Annotated in this window: 14 protein-coding genes; 5 read left to right on the top strand and 9 right to left on the bottom strand. The window is 72.6% G+C overall.

The features are described 5' to 3' along the window. Together AB0A97_RS35855 and AB0A97_RS35850 are read left to right on the top strand one after the other, a co-directional pair. Positions 1 to 1,212, top strand: coding sequence for an aminotransferase class V-fold PLP-dependent enzyme (locus AB0A97_RS35855; protein WP_361158336.1), 1,212 nt, complete (start codon positions 1 to 3; stop codon positions 1,210 to 1,212). A 136-nt stretch (positions 1,213 to 1,348) separates the two neighbouring features. Beyond that, positions 1,349 to 2,107 (top strand): class I SAM-dependent methyltransferase, encoded by a 759-nt coding sequence (locus AB0A97_RS35850; protein WP_361158334.1) that lies wholly within the window; start codon positions 1,349 to 1,351, stop codon positions 2,105 to 2,107. Positions 2,108 to 2,209: 102 nt separating this feature from the next. On the opposite strand, the gene AB0A97_RS35845 is transcribed toward AB0A97_RS35850, so the two are convergent. Together AB0A97_RS35845 and AB0A97_RS35840 are read right to left on the bottom strand one after the other, a co-directional pair. Continuing rightward, positions 2,210 to 3,043 (bottom strand): VOC family protein, encoded by an 834-nt coding sequence (locus AB0A97_RS35845; RefSeq protein WP_361158331.1) that lies wholly within the window; start codon positions 3,041 to 3,043, stop codon positions 2,210 to 2,212. Positions 3,044 to 3,094: 51 nt separating this feature from the next. Further along, positions 3,095 to 3,934, bottom strand: coding sequence for a SigB/SigF/SigG family RNA polymerase sigma factor (locus AB0A97_RS35840; protein WP_361158328.1), 840 nt, complete (start codon positions 3,932 to 3,934; stop codon positions 3,095 to 3,097). Between the two features lie 349 nt (positions 3,935 to 4,283). Here AB0A97_RS35840 and AB0A97_RS35835 point away from each other — a divergent pair, with 349 nt between their 5' ends. Further along, positions 4,284 to 6,383, top strand: coding sequence for a catalase (locus AB0A97_RS35835; protein ID WP_361158325.1), 2,100 nt, complete (start codon positions 4,284 to 4,286; stop codon positions 6,381 to 6,383). Between the two features lie 132 nt (positions 6,384 to 6,515). On the opposite strand, the gene AB0A97_RS35830 is transcribed toward AB0A97_RS35835, so the two are convergent. After that, positions 6,516 to 6,683 carry an LPFR motif small protein gene (locus AB0A97_RS35830; RefSeq protein WP_361158322.1) on the bottom strand — a complete coding sequence of 56 codons (168 nt, stop codon included), beginning with the start codon at positions 6,681 to 6,683 and terminating at the stop codon, positions 6,516 to 6,518. 306 nt (positions 6,684 to 6,989) lie between these two features. On the opposite strand from AB0A97_RS35830, the gene AB0A97_RS35825 reads away from it, so the two are divergent. Then, the gene (locus tag AB0A97_RS35825; RefSeq protein ID WP_361158320.1) at positions 6,990 to 7,199 is read left to right on the top strand and encodes a hypothetical protein; all 210 of its coding nucleotides are present in this window, start codon (positions 6,990 to 6,992) and stop codon (positions 7,197 to 7,199) included. Here AB0A97_RS35825 and AB0A97_RS35820 read toward each other — a convergent pair. From AB0A97_RS35820 to abc-f, 4 genes are all read right to left on the bottom strand, one after another. Further along, positions 7,163 to 8,389, bottom strand: coding sequence for an amidohydrolase (locus AB0A97_RS35820; protein ID WP_361158318.1), 1,227 nt, complete (start codon positions 8,387 to 8,389; stop codon positions 7,163 to 7,165). The genes AB0A97_RS35825 and AB0A97_RS35820 overlap by 37 nt on opposite strands. 478 nt (positions 8,390 to 8,867) lie before the next feature. Then, a complete protein-coding gene (locus tag AB0A97_RS35815) occupies positions 8,868 to 9,326 on the bottom strand; it encodes a hypothetical protein (protein WP_361158315.1) in 459 nt (152 codons plus the stop codon). Between the two features lie 238 nt (positions 9,327 to 9,564). Continuing rightward, entirely contained in the window at positions 9,565 to 10,707 is a 1,143-nt protein-coding gene (locus AB0A97_RS35810; RefSeq protein ID WP_361158313.1) for a Vms1/Ankzf1 family peptidyl-tRNA hydrolase, read from the bottom strand. 362 nt (positions 10,708 to 11,069) lie between these two features. Then, positions 11,070 to 12,716 (bottom strand): ribosomal protection-like ABC-F family protein, encoded by a 1,647-nt coding sequence (gene abc-f, locus AB0A97_RS35805; RefSeq protein ID WP_361158556.1) that lies wholly within the window; start codon positions 12,714 to 12,716, stop codon positions 11,070 to 11,072. A gap of 534 nt (positions 12,717 to 13,250) precedes the next feature. On the opposite strand from abc-f, the gene AB0A97_RS35800 reads away from it, so the two are divergent. After that, positions 13,251 to 14,747, top strand: coding sequence for an amino acid permease (locus tag AB0A97_RS35800; RefSeq protein ID WP_361158310.1), 1,497 nt, complete (start codon positions 13,251 to 13,253; stop codon positions 14,745 to 14,747). 129 nt (positions 14,748 to 14,876) lie between these two features. Here the strand turns inward: AB0A97_RS35800 and AB0A97_RS35795 are convergent, their stop codons facing one another. Continuing rightward, the gene (locus tag AB0A97_RS35795) at positions 14,877 to 15,866 is read right to left on the bottom strand and encodes an alpha/beta hydrolase (protein WP_361158307.1); all 990 of its coding nucleotides are present in this window, start codon (positions 15,864 to 15,866) and stop codon (positions 14,877 to 14,879) included. 76 nt (positions 15,867 to 15,942) lie between these two features. Beyond that, complete coding sequence (locus tag AB0A97_RS35790) at positions 15,943 to 16,563, bottom strand: hypothetical protein (protein WP_361158305.1); 621 nt, start codon at positions 16,561 to 16,563, stop codon at positions 15,943 to 15,945. Positions 16,564 to 16,574 lie beyond the last annotated feature (11 nt).

The following is a 16,574-nucleotide window of genomic DNA, read 5'->3' as shown; positions in this document are numbered from 1 at the left end:
ATGACCACGACGAACGTGCCCGCCACCGCGGCGCTGGACGAACTGCACGCCTGGCACACCGGCGTACGCGCCCAGTTCCCCATCATCACGGGCGCCCCGCAACTCGCCTATCTGGACAACGCCGCCACGACCCAGAAGCCGCAGGCCGTGCTGGACGCCGTGCTGCACTACCTCACCACCGGCAACGCCAACGCCGGGCGGGGCACCTACACCTGGGCCAACCGGACCACGGCACTGGTCGAGGAGACCCGGCAGCGGATCAAGGAGTTCCTGGGCGATCCGGAACCGGAACGTTCCGGGGTGCACTTCGTCAGCGGGGCGACGGCGGGTCTGCGTGCCGTCGCGCACGACTGGCTGGCCGGCACCCTGTCCGACGGCGACGAGATCGTGGTCCCGCTCGCCGACCACCAGGCGAACATCGTCCCGTGGCTGGAGGTGCGGGACCTGCTCGCCCGGCAGGGTCTGCGCATACGGGTCCGCCCGATGCCGTACCAGGCGGGATCCGGTGACTACGACCCGGCGGCCCTGGCCTCGCTGGCCGGGCCGCGGACCCGCTTCGTGGCGGTCACCCACGTCCACCATGTCTACGGCGGCGACATGAACGTGCACCGCATCCGGCAGGCGGTGGGCCCGGACGTGCCGATCTGCCTGGACGCGGCGCAGAGCGTGGGCCACATTCCGGTGTCGCTGGCCGACCTGGACGTGGACTTCGCCGTCTTCTCCGGGCACAAGGCCCTGGCGCTGCCCGGTTCCGGTGCCGTGTGGGCCCGTAACGCGCGGGGGCCGGCCTTCGTGCCCGGCGGGTGGGACGGCAGCCCCAACACCACCGGCATCCGGAGCCTGCTGGCCGCGTTCGACTGGCTGGACACGGTGGGCACCGGCCGCGTCGAGCGGTGGGCGGCCGCGCTGGCCGCCCGCCTGACCGAGGGGCTGCGCCACCTGCCCGCGTACGAGGTCGTGGGCTGCCGGCGCAGTCTGGCGGCCGACGCGGACATCCAGCGGCGGCAGGGGATCGTGACCTTCCGGCACCGCGCCATCGACTCGGGCGATCTCGGCTTCGCGCTGTTCGACCACGGCTTCATGGTCCGTTCCGACAGTCTCTGCCAGGGCAGCGGGGGCGAGCGGCAGCGCTCGGTCCGGGTGAGTCTGCACGCGTACAACTCACCGGCGGAGATCGACCGGCTGCTGGACGTGCTGGGGGCGTGCGCCTGACCCACCGGGGGGGGCGTCCCCTGCGGAGTGCGGAGTGCCCCCTTTGGAGTGACAGCACGCCATTGGAAACCGTTTTCACCTGTAGGTTGAGGACCACCGGCGGACAGGTGCGAGACGGCTGAGGTGGCGCGACCGGATGGGACTGAGCACGGCTACGGCCGCCCTGTGGGTGCGGCGGTGGGAACGACAGCAGCAGCGGTACGCGATCGACCGTGAGGAGCGCTTCACGGTCGTCGCCGATGCCGTCGAGAAGGTCACCGCGCGGCAGGAGCGGTCGCTGGTCCTGGACCTGGGGTGCGGGCCCGGGTCGCTGGCCGCGCGGCTGGCCCGGCGGCTGCCCGGCGCGGACGTCGTGGCGGTGGACAAGGACCCCGTCCTGCTGGCTCTGGGCCGGACCCACCACGGCGACGCCGTGCGGTTCGTCGAGGCGCCGGTCGGCGCGGCCGGCTGGACCGGCGCCCTGGGCCTGGACCGCCCGCTGGACGCGGCGGTCTCGTCGACGGCGCTGCACTGCCTGGCGCCGGACGCGCTGCGCCGGGCGTACGAGGACCTCGCCGGTCTCGTCCGGCCCGGCGGTGTGCTCGTCAACAGCGACCGGTTCCGCAGCCCGCGGGGGGACCGGGCGGCGGAGGTGGCGGCGCAGGTGGGGCTGCGGCGGGCGGAACGGCAGCGGCCGCCCGGTCACGAGGACTGGGCCGCCTGGTGGGCCGCTGCCGCCGCCGACCCGGAACTGGCCGGCCCGTTCACCGCCCGCCGCGCCCGGCACACGGCGCACAGCGTGCACAACGGGCTGCCGCTGTCCCACCACGTACGGCTGCTGCGCCGGGCCGGGTTCCGGCACGCCGCGCCGGTCTGGCAGTTCGGCGAGGACGCGGTGCTGGTGGCGGTGCGGTAGTTCCGGTCGGCGCGGCGGGCGGTGGTCCCGGCGGGATCGGGGCGTGGCTGTGCGGTGATCCCGGCGGGATCGGGGGGGGCCGTGCCGGTGGGCCCGGCGGGCTCAGGTGACGGCGCCGATGATGTGGAAGAGGGTGCCCTCCGGGTCGCGCAGTTCGGCCACGGGGCCGTGCGGGGTGCGTTCGGCCTGGGACTCCACCTGGCCGCCCAGCTTCTTCGCGGTCTCCACGGCCTCCTCGACGCTCGGCACCTGGAAGTGGATGTTCCAGCGCGGCCGTACCTGCGGGTCGGCCGCCGCCTCGATCGCGCCGCCGTAGAGGCCCACCGCGTCCCGGTCGTCGACGCTGAGCACCACCCGCTCGTCCTCCCAGCGCACGTCGAAGGGGCTGCCGTCCGCCTCGCTGTACCAGCCGAAGAGGTCGCCGTAGAACCGCGCGGCGTCGAACGCGTCCCGGGTGCGCAGCTCCACCCAGACCGGCGCGCCGGGACCGACCGGCTGCCGGTTGGTCCCGGCGACGCTCTCGCGGCACTCCCACAGGCCGAAGTTGGCCCCGGCCGGGTCGGCGGCCAGCGCCAGCCGGCCGGCGTCGAAGTCCAGCGGGCCGATGGCGACCGTGCCGCCGCGCTCCCGGACCCCGTTCGCCGCGTCGTCCGCGTTGCGCGTACCGAAGTACGTCGTCCACGCGTTGGGCAGTTCGGTGTGGCGGGCGGCCGCGCTCAGCCCCGCCACCGCCGTGTCCCCGGCCATCGCCCGTACGTACGGGCCCCACCGGTCCGGCCCGGCCTCGAACCGCCAGCCGAGCAGCGGTCCGTAGAAACGCGTCGCGACGTCGAGGTCCCCCGTCAGGAGGGTGGCCCACGACGGCACCCCGGGAACGAACGTCATCTGGCACTCGCCCATGTAAAGCCGGCCCTTCTCCACCATTGTGTCCAGCACTGCTACTGCGGTCCTACCAGGAAAGGCGGGACCGCATGTCATTTCACCGGGTCATGCCGCAACCGAACTGGCGGGCGCCTCGGGGCCGGTCCCGTCGGCCTGCTCGCGAATGCGGGCGCAGGTCCGCTTGATGAGACGGCACACGTGCATCTGGGACAGCCCCAGTTCCTCGCCGATGCGGCTCTGCGTCATGTCGCAGAAGAACCGCATGTACAGGATGCGGCGCTCCCGTTCCGGAAGGCCGCGCAGACCGTCGCGCACCGTTTCCCGGGCGAGCACCAGCTCGTACTGCGACTCGGTGAAACCGATACTGTCACGGAGGGCGAAATCGTCGTCGGCGCCCGGCCGCTCGGCATCCAGCGAAAGGGTTTTGTAGCTTTCGATGGCTTCCAGGCCGAGGATGACGTCGTCGGCGGAGAGCCGGGTGCGTTCGGCGATTTCCGAGACGGTCGGGAAACGACTGTCGGAGGCCGCGGCCAGTTCGCGCACGGCGATCCGTACGGTGTTGCGGAGTTCCTGGACGCGACGGGGTACGTGCACGCCCCAGGTGCAGTCCCGGAAATGCCGCTTGACCTCGCCCACGATGGTGGGGATCGCGTAACTCTCGAATGCGCTGCCACGCTCGGGCCGGTACCCGCCGATGGCCTTCACCAACCCCAGTGCGGCCACCTGTTTCAGATCGTCCATGCTTTCACCGCGGTCCCGGAAACGCAGTGCGAGGCGTACGGCCATCGGCAGCCAGGCGCGTGTTAGTTCATCGCGCAACCGCCTCTTCTCCGGGCCTTCGGGCAGTTCTGCCAGGCGTGTGAAAACGGCGTTCGTCTCGGCCGCGTCCGGGGTGTCCGGAAAGGCTCGTCGGCGGCGTGACGGAGCCGTGGCAGGTGTGCTCACGGGACCACTCTCCCAACGGACGCGGGGTCTGGGCGTCGTCTCCGAGACGGCGGAGGCACACCTTCCGGACAGCCTCCGGCTGCCCGCACACCGGGTCCGACCTGGTACGCGGCATACGCCCAACGTCTGCACACCGAGCATAGGACGATCAGCGGCGGCTCGCCTGCGGAGCGCTCACACGTCGCTGCACCCCGTCATCCGACCGGGCCGAAATGCATGTTTGGTTTCCCGGCCCGCCGGATACCCAGCCCGGCGGAGTGCCGTCGCGCCGGGTCGCCGGACGCGGCGCGCATTCGTCGTACGGGCGCCCGCACACGAGTGGACAGGGCAGACAAGGAGCGAGAATCCGATGGCCGACCCGAAGCAAGAACAGCGTGACCGCTTCCGCGCCGAAGACCCGGCCTCCGGGCCCATGACAACCGACCAGGGCGTGCCGGTCGACCACACCGACGATTCCCTTCAGGCCGGCGAGCGCGGCCCTACCCTGATGGAGGACTTCCACTTCCGGGAGAAGATCACCCGCTTCGATCACGAGCGGATCCCGGAACGGGTGGTGCATGCGCGCGGTGCGGGTGCGTACGGGTATTTCCAGCCGTACCGGTCGTGTGCGGAATTCACCCGGGCCGCCTTCCTCCAGGACCCGTCCGTGAAAACCCCGGTATTCGTACGGTTCTCCACCGTGCAGGGCCCGCGCGGGTCCGCCGACACGGTGCGTGACGTACGCGGGTTCGCGACGAAGTTCTACACCTCGGAGGGCAATTACGACCTGGTGGGGAACAATTTCCCGGTCTTCTTCATCCAGGACGGCATCAAGTTCCCGGACTTCGTGCACGCGGTGAAGCCGGAGCCGCACAACGACATCCCGACGGGTGCCTCCGCGCACGACACGCTGTGGGACTTCGTCTCGCTGCAGCCCGAGACGCTGCACACGATCATGTGGCTGATGTCCGACCGGGCCATCCCGCGCAGCTACCGGATGATGCAGGGCTTCGGCGTGCACACCTTCCGGTTCGTCAACGCGCAGGGTCAAGGCACCTTCGTGAAATTCCACTGGAAGCCGAAGCTGGGCGTGCACTCCCTGGTGTGGGACGAGGCCCAGGAGGCGCAGGGCCGGGACCCCGACTTCAACCGCCGGGACCTGTGGGACACGATCGAGGCCGGTGCCTATCCCGAGTGGGAGCTGGGCGTACAACTGGTGCCGGAATCGGACGAGCACGCGTTCGACTTCGACCTGCTGGACGCCACTAAGATCATTCCGGAGGAGCAGGTCCCGGTGGAGCCCATCGGCCGGATGGTGCTCGACCGCAACCCCGACAACTTCTTCGCCGAGACCGAGCAGGTCGCGTTCCACACGGCGAACGTCGTCCCGGGCATCGACTTCACCAACGACCCGCTGCTCCAGGCCCGCAACTTCTCCTACCTGGACACCCAGCTGATCCGGCTCGGCGGGCCGAACTTCGCCCAGATCCCGGTGAACCGGCCGGTCGCCCCGGTCCGCAACCACCAGCGCGACGGCTACCACCAGAACGAGATCCACCGGGGCGCCAACTACCACCCGAACTCGCTCGGCGGCGGCTGCCCCGCGCTGGCCGACCCGGACGACCCGGCCTTCCGGCACTACACCGAGCGCGTGGACGGCCGGAAGATCCGGCGCCGCAGCCCCAGTTTCGAGGACCACTACACGCAGGCGGCCATGTTCTGGCACAGCATGGCCGACTGGGAGCAGAAGCACATCGTCGACGCGTTCCGCTTCGAGCTGGGCAAGGTGGGTGCCAAGGAGGTACGCGCCCGTACGGTCGAGCAGCTCTCGTACGTGGACCACGCGCTGGCCGTCGCGGTCGCCGAGGGCGTCGGCGTCCCCGCGCCGCAGGAGCGCCCGAACACGCCGCAGCCGGCCCCCTCCCCCGCGCTGAGCTTCGAGAACAACCGCGGGGACGGCTCGATCAGCACCCGGCAGATCGCCGTGCTGGTCTCCGACGGCGTGGACGCGGCGCAGACCATCGCGGTCCGCGACGCGCTGACCGAACAGGGCGCGATCGTGGAGCTGCTCGCCCCACAGGACGGCACCGTTCAGGACAAGGACGGCAGCACCCTCGCCGTGGACCGGGCCCTGCCCACCGTCGCCTCGGTGCTCTACGACGCGGTGCTGCTGCCCCCGGGCGGCCTGGACTCCGGCAACGCGGCCGCCGACGACGCGGCCCTGCGGTTCGTCCGCAGCGCCTACCGCCACGGCAAGCCGATCGGCGCCCTGGGGGCGAGCGTGGACAAGCTGGCGGACCAGCTTCCGGGCGAGCTGCGTACGGCGGCCGACGGTGACGCGACCGTCTCCGAGGTGGGTATCGTCACCGACCGGCTCTCGGCCGGGGCGACGGCCCAGGACTTCACGGGCGCGTTCGCCGAGGCGGTCGCGGCACACCGGCACTGGAACCGCCCGGCGCTGCCCGGCTGACCCCGGACCACGGACACGAAGGCGGACGGCCGCGAAACGGCCGTCCGCCTTCCTACTGCCCGCCTTCGTACTGCCGCCTTCGTCCTGCCCTTCGCCTGCCGCCGGCCCGGTTCCCGCGCCGGTCCGGCGGGGTCAGCGGGTGCCCATCCGGCGGGGTCGGCGGGCGCCGGTCCGGCGGGGTCGGCGGGCCGAGCCCGAGGCGCCGCCGAACAGCCGGGCCAGCGCCCTGAACGGCAGGGTGACGACTGCCGCGAGCGTGCTGCCCACGGCCCTCAGCACGTCCGCGATCGCTCGGAACATCCCACGCACCTCCTGGTCTCGGTGGTCGCGGCGGACCGGGACCGGCCGGACGCCCGTCCCCCGGCCCGCCGCGCACGGCCGCAGCACCGGGTAGCCCCCGTACGGCACCGGAAACCCGTACGGGCGAACGGGCCGCCGGCCCCGGGGCATGATCACCGCACGGCGGGGAACCCGCTGGTGCGTGGGGCGCCTGGTACCACCGGCGCCCGGCGACCGCACCGCACCGCGAGGCCCGGGCCGCGGCGCGGGCCGGACGACCGGCCCGCCGGGCCGCACGGCCTTCGGGCCCACAGGAAGGACCGCTCCATGGGATCCACGGGAAACGACCGCCGGCACACCGACTCCGCCGCTGACGAGCTGGTCAAGGAGTTCGAGGACGCGGAGCTGGACGTCACGGACGACGAGGACGAGGACGAGCGGGTCGGCAAGGAGGGGGACACGTTCTCCACCAACCTGGAGGAGCAGCAGAACGCGGCGGGTCACCCGAGAGGCGAACCGGCCGACGAGCACCCCTGACGCGTACCGGCGGGACGGGCCCGGGCATGGTGAGCCGCCGTGACCCGGGCCCGCTGCTCAGGATCGGCGGCCAGGTCCGCGGCCGTCAGGGCCATGGCCAGGGCGCCGTCCAGCACCGCACGGTCGGCGTGTTCGCCGATGGTCGCCTCCGCGAACTCCGCCGTGTGCGGCCGGGCGTGGCAGGACAGGCCGATGCTGGGGTGGACGGCGGGCAGCACCTGGCTGATGTTGCCCATGTCGGTGGAGGCCCCGATGAACACCGCGGGCTCGGGGTCACGGCCGAGGGCCCGTACGTGCCGTGCGTAGGTGTCGCCGAGCCACGCGTCCTGGCGCAGGTCGGCGTAGGCGGGGGACGGTTCGGTGAGCGTCAGCTCACAGCCGGTGGCCACCGCGCCCGCCTCGAAACAGGCCCGGATGCGGGGCCACAACGTCTCCAGTTCGTCCAGGGTGTCGGCGCGCAACTGCCAGCTCATCCGGGCCCGCGCCGGGATGATGTTGGTCCGGTCGCCGCCGTGCGTGACGATGCCGTGCATCCGTACCCCGTCGGGCAGTTGCTGGCGCAGCAGGGCCAGCGCGGTCTGCGCGACCACGCACGCGTCGGCGGCGTTCAGGCCGTCGTACGGCGCGATGGCCGCGTGCGCGGCGCGGCCCCGGTACTCCGCCTGCACGCCGCGTGAGGCCCGGGACGTGCCGCCGAAGTCGTCCGCCGGTCCCGGGTGGACCATCAGCGCGCACGACACGTCGTCGAAGGCTCCCGCGTCCAGCATGAGGATCTTGCCGCCACCGCCCTCCTCCGCGGGCGTGCCCAGCGCCTTCACCCGCAGCCCGAGGTCGCCGGCGACCGCCGCGAGCGCGATGGCGGCGCCCGCCCCGGCGGCGGCGATCAGGTTGTGCCCGCAGGCGTGGCCGAGGTCCGGCAGCGCGTCGTACTCCAGGCACAGGCCCACGGTCAGGTCGGCGTCGGCCGGTCCCGCGGTGGCCGTGAAAGCGGTCGGCAGCCCCGCCGTACCGCGTTCGACGGCGAAGCCCGCGTCCGCCAGCAGGCGGGTGAGGGCGTCGGCCGCGTGGTGTTCGGCGAACGCCGTCTCGGGATGCGCGTGGAGGTCGCGGGCGAGCGACAGCAGCGGGTCGCGCACGGTGTCGAGCCGGGCGCGGATCGCGGCGTCAGGGGCGGGGGCGGTACGGGCCAAGGTCGGCCTCCTCGTCGGTGCGCGTCCAGCGGCGGCCGGTGCGGCCGGAACGCGCCTGGTGGATGTGCGGTTCAGCGGTCCGTGGTCTTGGACCGTAACGCGGCGGCCGCCGCCAGGCCCAGAGTGTGCCCGCCGTTCCGTCCGCTCCGGCAGGCGGTTCCGGTGCACTCGCGCCTTGTGGGGCGGACGCGCCGTTCGGCCCGGTGTGCGCCCGGATTCCGCGACCGGGCGCGGAACATGCGCCCTGTCCGGCCGGTGCGCCCGCTCCTAGCCTGCGAGCGTGGGCCACAGGAGGAAGAGCGAGAGGAAGGTCGAATTGACGGTGACGGTCTTCACCGAGGCCGGAAGCAAGCAGGTCACGGCGCCTTCAGCCGGTTCCTACGGCTCTGCCTGACCAGCTCGGCCCTGTCTGCCGGGGCGGCCCTGGACCCGATGGCCGACCCCGGCGGAAGGAGCCCGCCGCGCGGGCCCGGCCGTCTCAGCTCCTGCGCCGGCGCAGCCACCAGGAGCAGAACCCGCCCGCCAGTCCGGCGAGGGCGAGGTGGATCGCGGTCTCGGACCACTGGAAGGCCCAGTAGCGGTCGGCGGGCTGGTAGGCGATCCGCGTGTGCAGGTCCGTCGGGACGGCGCAGCCGGCGGCTTCCCCGCCACCGCCCGGCGCCGCACTCTCCCCACAGGCCAGACTGCGGCCGACGTCCCGGCCCGCCCCGTCGAGGACCGGGCTCGCCCCGGAGACGACCCAGTCACCGGGCCTCGACACCTGTACATCCACCCGGGCCCCGGCACCGGAACCCGACCTGAGGAGCGTGTAGCGGCCCGACGTGCTCTCCGCGAGGTCCAGCGCGACGTCGGTGTGCACCGGTTCCTGGAGGTACGGACGGACCGCGACCGGCATCAGGATCTGGACGGCGGCGAAGACCGCGAGGGTGACGGCCATGGCGAGTAGGGTCCCGGCCGCATGGGTAGCCTTCTTGCTTGCCCCGCAAGGGAGTTGGCCGGAATGCGGTCGGTTGCGGCCGGTTCGCGGTGGCCTCCTGGTCTGCGTACTGGTTCCGGGGCGGTCCTGGCGTGTCCCGCTCGCGCCGACGCGTTCCGTACCGTTTTCGCGCACGGAAAAGACCGGTGCCCGGGCAGTCTCCGCACTGCCCGGGCACCGGTCCGGTGCTGACGCGGCCCTACTCGTGCTGGGTCGGTGTGCTCCAGCGGAGGATGGCGCCGAGGCCGCCGGTGGGGGCTTCGGCGGGGTCGCGGACGACCACGGCTTCGGCGCCGTTCGCGGCGGCCGAGCGGAGCAGGGCGTCGTCCGCGCGGGCCGCGGACGGGTTGGTCTCGCCGAGGTACTGGAGTTCGGAGTTGCGGACCGCCAGTTGGTCGGCGCCGGGGCCCACCCAGACCTCGCGTCCGGCGTCGGCGCCGCCGGGGGTGATGATCAGGGTGTCGATGCGGTGTTCGCGTGCCGCTTCGACGAGGGCCGGTACGCCGGTCGCGGCATACGCGGGGTCCGTGCCGCCCACTCCGGCGCCCGCTCGGAAGCGGTCGAGGACGTCGGCCACGTGGTCGCGCTCATGGGCGGCGCGTACGTGGGCGATGTCGCGTGCCAGCGCGGTGCTGTCGGAGCCCGCGGCCCGGCCGCCGTGGTCGCTCTCGTAGGTCACCGAGCGCAGTTGCTCGGGGAGTTTGTCGTGCACCGAGCGGCGTTCGCGGGGGTCGCCCGCCAGCAGCATGACCTTGGCGCCGCTGCTGTCGAAGACGCGCTGCGCGGCCTCGGCGATCTCGCCGGCGTTCTGTTCCCAGGTGTTCTCGACCGCGGTCTGGAAGTGCCGTTCGGACCAGTCCGCCGTGGCGGTGCGGTGGATCGGCCAGTCCACGCCGTCGACCTGGCCGGCTTCCTCGCCGCCCCGGTCGTCGTGCAGCTCGAAGTTGGCGCCCGTGCGGTCCACGTACACGACGAGGCAGCCGGCGTTGTCCGCCGCGGCCTCGGCCCACGGCGTGATTCTGGGCAGCGGTGACCAGGCCGCGAACGACTGGGCGGGGCGCCCGGCGAGCGGCGCGTCCAGGACGACCTCGCCGTCCGTGGCGAAGACCGCCCGCCCGGCGGGGGCCGCGGTGTCGCCGTCGGCGCGGAATCCGGCCAGGGCCTCGCGCACGGCTTCGCACGTGGCCCGGTCCGCCCCTTGCTCCGCGAGCTGCCGGGCCGCCGCGTCCGCCGACAGCTCCCGCTGCTTGGCCGCGTCCTCGGTACTGTGCGGCACCTCGGCGTACACGGAGGCCCAGGGGCCCGGCCGGTCGATGATCGGTTGAAGGAGCGAGAGGTGCATGGCGCTTCCTCCTCAGGGTGCGCGGGTCACCGGCTGACAGGCGTGACAGCCTTGACGGTGATGTCTTGACGGTGTTCCGGGTGCCCGGTTTTCCACGGTTGCAACGTGTGCGGACGGTTTCTGTGCGGCGTGTGCGGCCGGTGGGCCTTGTGCGCCGGACACGTTCCGGTGCACCGGGCCCTCGGCCGTGTGCCGCCGTCCGGCGTGTCCGCACGCGTGCCCGTTCACCGCGCCGCCATGCCCCTCCGCCACCGGACTGGTTGTCGCTTCACCCTTTCTTCGCGGGCTCCTCGCGGGCTCCTCCTCCACTCTCGGCCCTCGGTACGGCGGGCGCACCCGGAGCGCGCCCGCCGACCGTCCGTTCAGCGGCTCCCCGCGAGACGCTCGCGCTCCCGCACCGCCCGGCCGCCGTCGAGCTCCAGCTCACGTCCGCGGAACCCGCTGCGGAAGCGACGGTCGTGGGAGACCACGACCACCGCGCCGCGGTAGGCGGACAGCGCCTCCTCCAGTTCCTCGACCAGGGCGAGGGAGACATGATTGGTCGGCTCGTCCAGGACCAGCAGGTCGGCGGGGCGCGTCACCAGGCGCGCCAGCTCCAGCCGGCGCCGCTGGCCGACGGACAGGGCCGCCACCGGGACCGTCAGGTCCTCCTCCCGGAACAGGCCGAGGGCCAGCAGCCCGGACGCGTGCTCCTCGGGCGAGCCGGGGAGACCGGCCGCGAAGGCGGCGAGCAGGGATTGCCGGGGCGGTGCGGCGGACAGTTCCTGCGCCAGGTATCCGGTACGGGCCGGCCGGCGCACGGTACCTGTGTCGGGGCGCAGGTCACCGGCCAGGACACGCAGCAGCGTCGACTTGCCCGCGCCGTTGGGGCCGGTCACCAGAAGGCGGTCGCCCGGCCGCACGGTCAGCTCGGCGATGCGCAGCCGGTCGCCGACCGTGATGCCGGCCAGTTGGGCGGTCGGGGCGGCGGCCCCATCGAGCCCTTCCGCCGCCCCGACCGCCGGAGGAGCGGCCGTGGCCGGTTCGGCCGTGAACCGGAGCGGTACGGGAAGCGGCGGCACCGGGTGGCGCCGGAGCCGGGCCAGCCGCTGCCGGGCCGCCCTGACCTGGCCGGACAGCTTCGCCTCGTGCGAGCGGCGGTGCTTGCCGAAGCCCTCGTGCGGGTCCTTGCCGGTCCCGGCCAGCCGTCGGCCGGCCGACTCCGCCAGGTCGGCGGTCCGGGCGACCTCCGCCAGCCACTCCTCGCGGTCCTGCGCCCAGCGGCGGCGGGCCGCGGCCTTCGCCGTCCGGTAACCCTGCCAGCCGTCGCCGTACCGCGTGACGGTCCGCAGGTCGCGGTCGACCTCAAGGATGGCCGAGGTGACCGCTTCGAGCAGGTCACGGTCGTGGGTGACGACGACCAGCGTGCCGCGGTGCGCCGCGAGGTGTGCCTCCAGCCAGGCGGTGGCCTGCTGGTCGAGGTGGTTGGTGGGCTCGTCCAGCAGGAGGAGTTCGGGCGCGGCGGCCAGGACGCAGGCGAGCGACAGGCGCGACCGCTCGCCGCCGGAGAGTGAGCCGAGCACCCGGTCGCGGGTGAGGTGGCCCAGGCCGAGGCCGTGCAGGGCGGCGTCCACGCGGGCGTCCGCCCGGTAGCCGCCGCGCTCCTCGTACGTGGTCAACAGCTCGCCGTACGCGTCGAGTTCGTCCGGTGTCGCGGTGGCCAGCGCGGCTTCCGCGGCGCGTATCCGGGCTTCCAGGTCACGCAGTTCGGCGAGGGCCGCGTCGACGGCGTCCTGGACGGTGCCGCGCGGGTCGAGTGGCGAGGTCTGGCCCAGGTGGCCGATGCCGCCGGGGAACGACACGGTGATCTCGCCCGTGTCCGGTGCCTCGGCCCCGGCCAGCAGCCGGAGCAGCGTGGATTTGCCGGAGCCGTTCTCTCCGATGACGCCGGCCTTCTCGCCGGGGCGGACGGTCAGTGACACCTGCTCCAGCACGGTGCGGTCGCCGTAGCTGCGGGAGACGTCTTTCATGGTCAATTGGGCACGGTAGCGCACGGGAATTCCCTGGGTACGTCGTGGCCGCGCCGTGCGCCTGCGCACGGGGGCCGGATTCCGATGGAGGCCGGGAAGGCAGCGCGCAGGGGAATGCGAAATGCGGGTGCGGCTGCGGCTGCGGCAAGAAGGTGACCGCAGAATCGGCGCGGCGGCCAGGCGACAGGTGATCCTGCGCGGGCGGCGGCGCTGCCGGTCGTACGGCGGGGCGGCGAAGAGTCAGCCGTCCGCGGTCACGCCCGGTCTCAGATGAAGTAGTACCAGGAAGCCATGTCCTCCACTGTAGCCGACGGGCGCGGCGGACGAACGGAATGTGCGGCGCTGCGACCCGCCCGCACCGGTTCGCGCGGGTCCGGCTCTTTCCCGCACGCGGTCCGCCACGTCCCGGCGCCGGTCCCAGCATTTGAGACGCCGGAGCGTTACGTTGCGAGGACGCGGACGCCTGACGGAGACTCCGACCGGGAACGCGTACGTCCGTTTCCCGTACCCCTGAGAGAGTTCGGAACACCCACCGTGAGTCTGCTGCGCAAAAAGCCTTTGGAGCGAGCCGTCAAGGAGGCTCGTGGAGAGGGCGAACAACAACTTCGCCGGGATCTTTCCGCGCTCGATCTGACCATCCTCGGGGTCGGTGTCATTCTCGGCACCGGAATCTTCGTGCTGACCGGTACGGTGGCCCGGAACATGGCCGGGCCCGCCGTGGCGCTCTCCTTCGTCGTCGCCGCCGCGGTCTGCGCCTGCGCCGCGCTGTGCTACGCCGAATTCGCCTCCTCGGTCCCGGTCGCGGGCTCCGCGTACTCGTATTCGTACACCTCGCTCGGCGAACTGCCCGCCTGGATCATCGGCTGGGCGCTCAGCCTCGAACTGACTCTGGCCACCGCGGTGGTTGCGGTCGGCTGGTCCGGTTATCTGCAATCGATGCTGAACAGCCTCGGGCTGCACCTGCCCGCCGCGCTGAGCGGGGGCGACGACGCCGTGGTGAATCTTCCCGCGGCGCTTCTCGTGCTCGTCCTGGGCGCGGTGCTCGTCGTCGGCGGAAAGCTGTCCAAGGGCGTCACCAATGTGCTGGTCGGCATCAAGCTGGCGATTGTGCTGCTGGTCATCGTCGCCGGGCTGTTCTTCATCGACACCGCGAATTACAGCCCGTTCGTGCCGGAGGCCCAGCACACCGCCGAGGTGTCCGGACTACAGGCGCCGCTGTTGCAGCTGTTGACGGGCATCACCCCGACGGCATTCGGTGTCGCGGGAATTCTCAGCGCCGCCGCCATGGTCTTCTTCGCCTACATCGGTTTCGACATGGTGGCGACCTCCGCCGAGGAGACCCGCCGGCCGCAGCGTGATCTGCCCATCGGCATCATCGCCTCGCTGATCATCGTCACCGTGCTGTACGTGGCGGTGTGCCTGGTGGTCACCGGAATGCAGCACTATTCGCAGTTGTCGGTCAAGGCTCCGCTGGCCGACGCCTTCACCGCGAAAGGCCATCCCTTCTTCGCCACGGTCATCAGCCTCGGCGCGGTGGTCGGCCTCGCGGCGGTGAGCCTGATCTGCTTCCGGTCGCAGAGCCGCGTCATCTTCGCGATGGCCCGGGACGGGCTGCTGCCGAAGGCGCTGTGCCGGGTGGACCCGCGGCACGGCACCCCGAAGGCCAACCTGATCGTGCTCGCCGTGATCATGGCTGCGCTGGCCGCGTTCCTGAAGTTCGACCTGCTCGCCGAAATGGTCAACATCGGCACGCTGTTCGCCTTCGCTTCGGTCTCCGCCAGTGTGCTGATCATGCGGCGCACCGCCCCCGACCTGCCCCGCGCGTTCCGTACGCCGTGGGTGCCGTTCATCCCGCTGGTCTCGCTGCTGTGCTGCCTGTACCTGATGCTCAACCTCCAGCTGATCACCTGGGTCGGCTTCCTGGTGTGGCTCGCGGTCGGCCTCGCGCTGTACTTCGGCTACGGCCGGCGGCACAGCAAGCTCAACGAGCGGGCACGGGGCGCGGTGGAAGCGGCCGACGTCACGGTGTAGCGGTACGGCGGGCCGGGCGGGCCCGTACGGCAGCGTGCATGGCCTCGGTGCCGCACACCCGTACATCCGTATTCGCGTACAACGGACCGGCGCGCTCCCGGGAAGAGGGTGCGCCGGTCCGCTCCGTCCTCACCTCGCCGCGGGCAGCTCCGCCAGGAACTCCAGCAGCGCGGCGGTGACCTCGTCCGGCCGCTCCTGCTGCGTCCAGTGGCCGCAACCGGTCAGGGCCGGGGCCTGCCGCAGGTTCGGCATCAGCCGTTCCAGGGCGGGCAGTAGCTGATCGACGCCCGGGAAGGCCCGGACCAGGTCGCGGTCGCCCGCCATGTACAACGCGGGTACGTCGATGCCACGCCCCTGGAACGGCGCGAGCAGTTCCCAGCTACGGTCGATGTTGCGGTACCAGTTCAGGCCGCCGGTGAAGGCACGGTCACCGTGCCGGGCGAACTCGCCGACGAAGGTCTCGATGTCCTCCTCGGTCAGCCAGCCGGGCAGCTCCGCCGGCTCCTCCATCGTGTCCAGCAGCTTGGCGCCCTCCGGAACGACCCACGGGCGCGGCGGGTCGGTGAACGGGCTGTCGCCGGAGCCGTTGGACAGTATCGCGCGGAAGGCGGCGGTGGGGTTCTGGGCCAGTTCGGCGTCGGCGACGCCCGGTTCCTGGAAGTAGACCTGGTAGAAGCCGTCCCCGAGCAACTCCCTCAGGTGGGCCAGCGGCGCTCGGGGAGAGCGCGGCGCGGGCGGCACGCTCAGCCCGACGACCCCGCGCACCACGTCCGGGCGGAGCTGCGCCGTCGTCCAGGCCACCGGGGCGCCCCAGTCGTGGCCGACGACGACCGCCCGCTCCTCCCCCAGCGCGTGGATCAGCCCGATCACGTCACCGGTCAGGTGCAGCATGGTGTACGAGGCGATGTCGGCCGGCTGGTCGCTGCGCGCGTAACCGCGCTGGTCCGGTGCCACGACCCGGTACCCGGCCGCCGCCAGCGGCGCGAACTGGTAGCGCCAGGAGTACCAGCACTCCGGGAAGCCGTGCAGGAGCAGGACCAGGGGCCCCTCCCCCTGTTCGGCGATGTGCAGCCGGACGCCGTTCACCTCGACGGAGCTGTGCTCCACTGCGCTGGACACATGTCCTCCCGCGGTCGTCTGCCGGACGCACCGTTCGGTGCGGGGTCTCACGTGGCCCGTCGATCGGTGCGAGGTCTCACGTGACGCACCGAACGGTACGGGCAACGGCCGCGCGGCGGAACGCCTTCGGGCGGGCTTCACCTCCGGCCGTCGGGGTACTGGCGGGCGGCGGCGCGGGGGCGCCGACGATCACCTGGGTGGTGTGCCGGACAGTCGGCGCGTCGGCGCTGGTCACGGTGGTCGTCATGGCTCCGGCCGGCCCCGGGGCGGCCCCCTGCCGCGGGGTGAGGTGGAAGGGGGTGAAGGCCACGCCCTGTTCGACATCCCCCAGCGCGCAGGTGATGATCTGGCCCGCCGGCGCGCACCGGTGCCCCTTGTCCACCCAGGTGACGTCCGCCAGGCCCGCGAGGACGGACAGGTCGATCCGTACCGTGACGCCCTTGACGACGTGCGGTTCCCGGGCCTTCAGCGTGATCCGGTACTCCGCCGGGAGGTCGTCCCGGACCGGGAGGCGGTACCGGGGGAGGTAGTACGTGTCCGTCGTGTCGGCGAGTGTCAGCTCCGGCCCCGCGGCGGGTACTCCACCGGCGACGGCGGCCACCGGCGCATTACCGCCGGCCGTCACCGTCACGGCCAGCGTCACCAGCACCGCGGCCGCGGTGGCCCCCGCCACGCGCTGCGACCGCGTCCCCGTCATCGATCCGTTCA

The organism is Streptomyces sp. NPDC045470 (assembly GCF_040646595.1).
Classification (GTDB): Bacteria; Actinomycetota; Actinomycetes; order Streptomycetales; family Streptomycetaceae; genus Streptomyces.
Note: the sequence above shows the minus strand (reverse complement) of the source record. Positions and strands in the feature narration are given on the sequence as shown.

Bases quoted from the DNA above. Each gene is read 5' to 3' on its own strand.
- AB0A97_RS35855 (WP_361158336.1), top strand. From the start codon at position 1: ATGACCACGACGAACGTGCCCGCCACCGCGGCGCTGGACGAACTGCAC.
- AB0A97_RS35850 (WP_361158334.1), top strand. From the start codon at position 1,349: ATGGGACTGAGCACGGCTACGGCCGCCCTGTGGGTGCGGCGGTGGGAA.
- AB0A97_RS35835 (WP_361158325.1), top strand. From the start codon at position 4,284: ATGGCCGACCCGAAGCAAGAACAGCGTGACCGCTTCCGCGCCGAAGAC.
- AB0A97_RS35830 (WP_361158322.1), bottom strand. From the start codon at position 6,683: ATGTTCCGAGCGATCGCGGACGTGCTGAGGGCCGTGGGCAGCACGCTC.
- AB0A97_RS35825 (WP_361158320.1), top strand. From the start codon at position 6,990: ATGGGATCCACGGGAAACGACCGCCGGCACACCGACTCCGCCGCTGAC.
- AB0A97_RS35815 (WP_361158315.1), bottom strand. From the start codon at position 9,326: ATGGCCGTCACCCTCGCGGTCTTCGCCGCCGTCCAGATCCTGATGCCG.
- AB0A97_RS35810 (WP_361158313.1), bottom strand. From the start codon at position 10,707: ATGCACCTCTCGCTCCTTCAACCGATCATCGACCGGCCGGGCCCCTGG.
- abc-f (WP_361158556.1), bottom strand. From the start codon at position 12,716: ATGAAAGACGTCTCCCGCAGCTACGGCGACCGCACCGTGCTGGAGCAG.
- AB0A97_RS35790 (WP_361158305.1), bottom strand. From the start codon at position 16,563: ATGACGGGGACGCGGTCGCAGCGCGTGGCGGGGGCCACCGCGGCCGCG.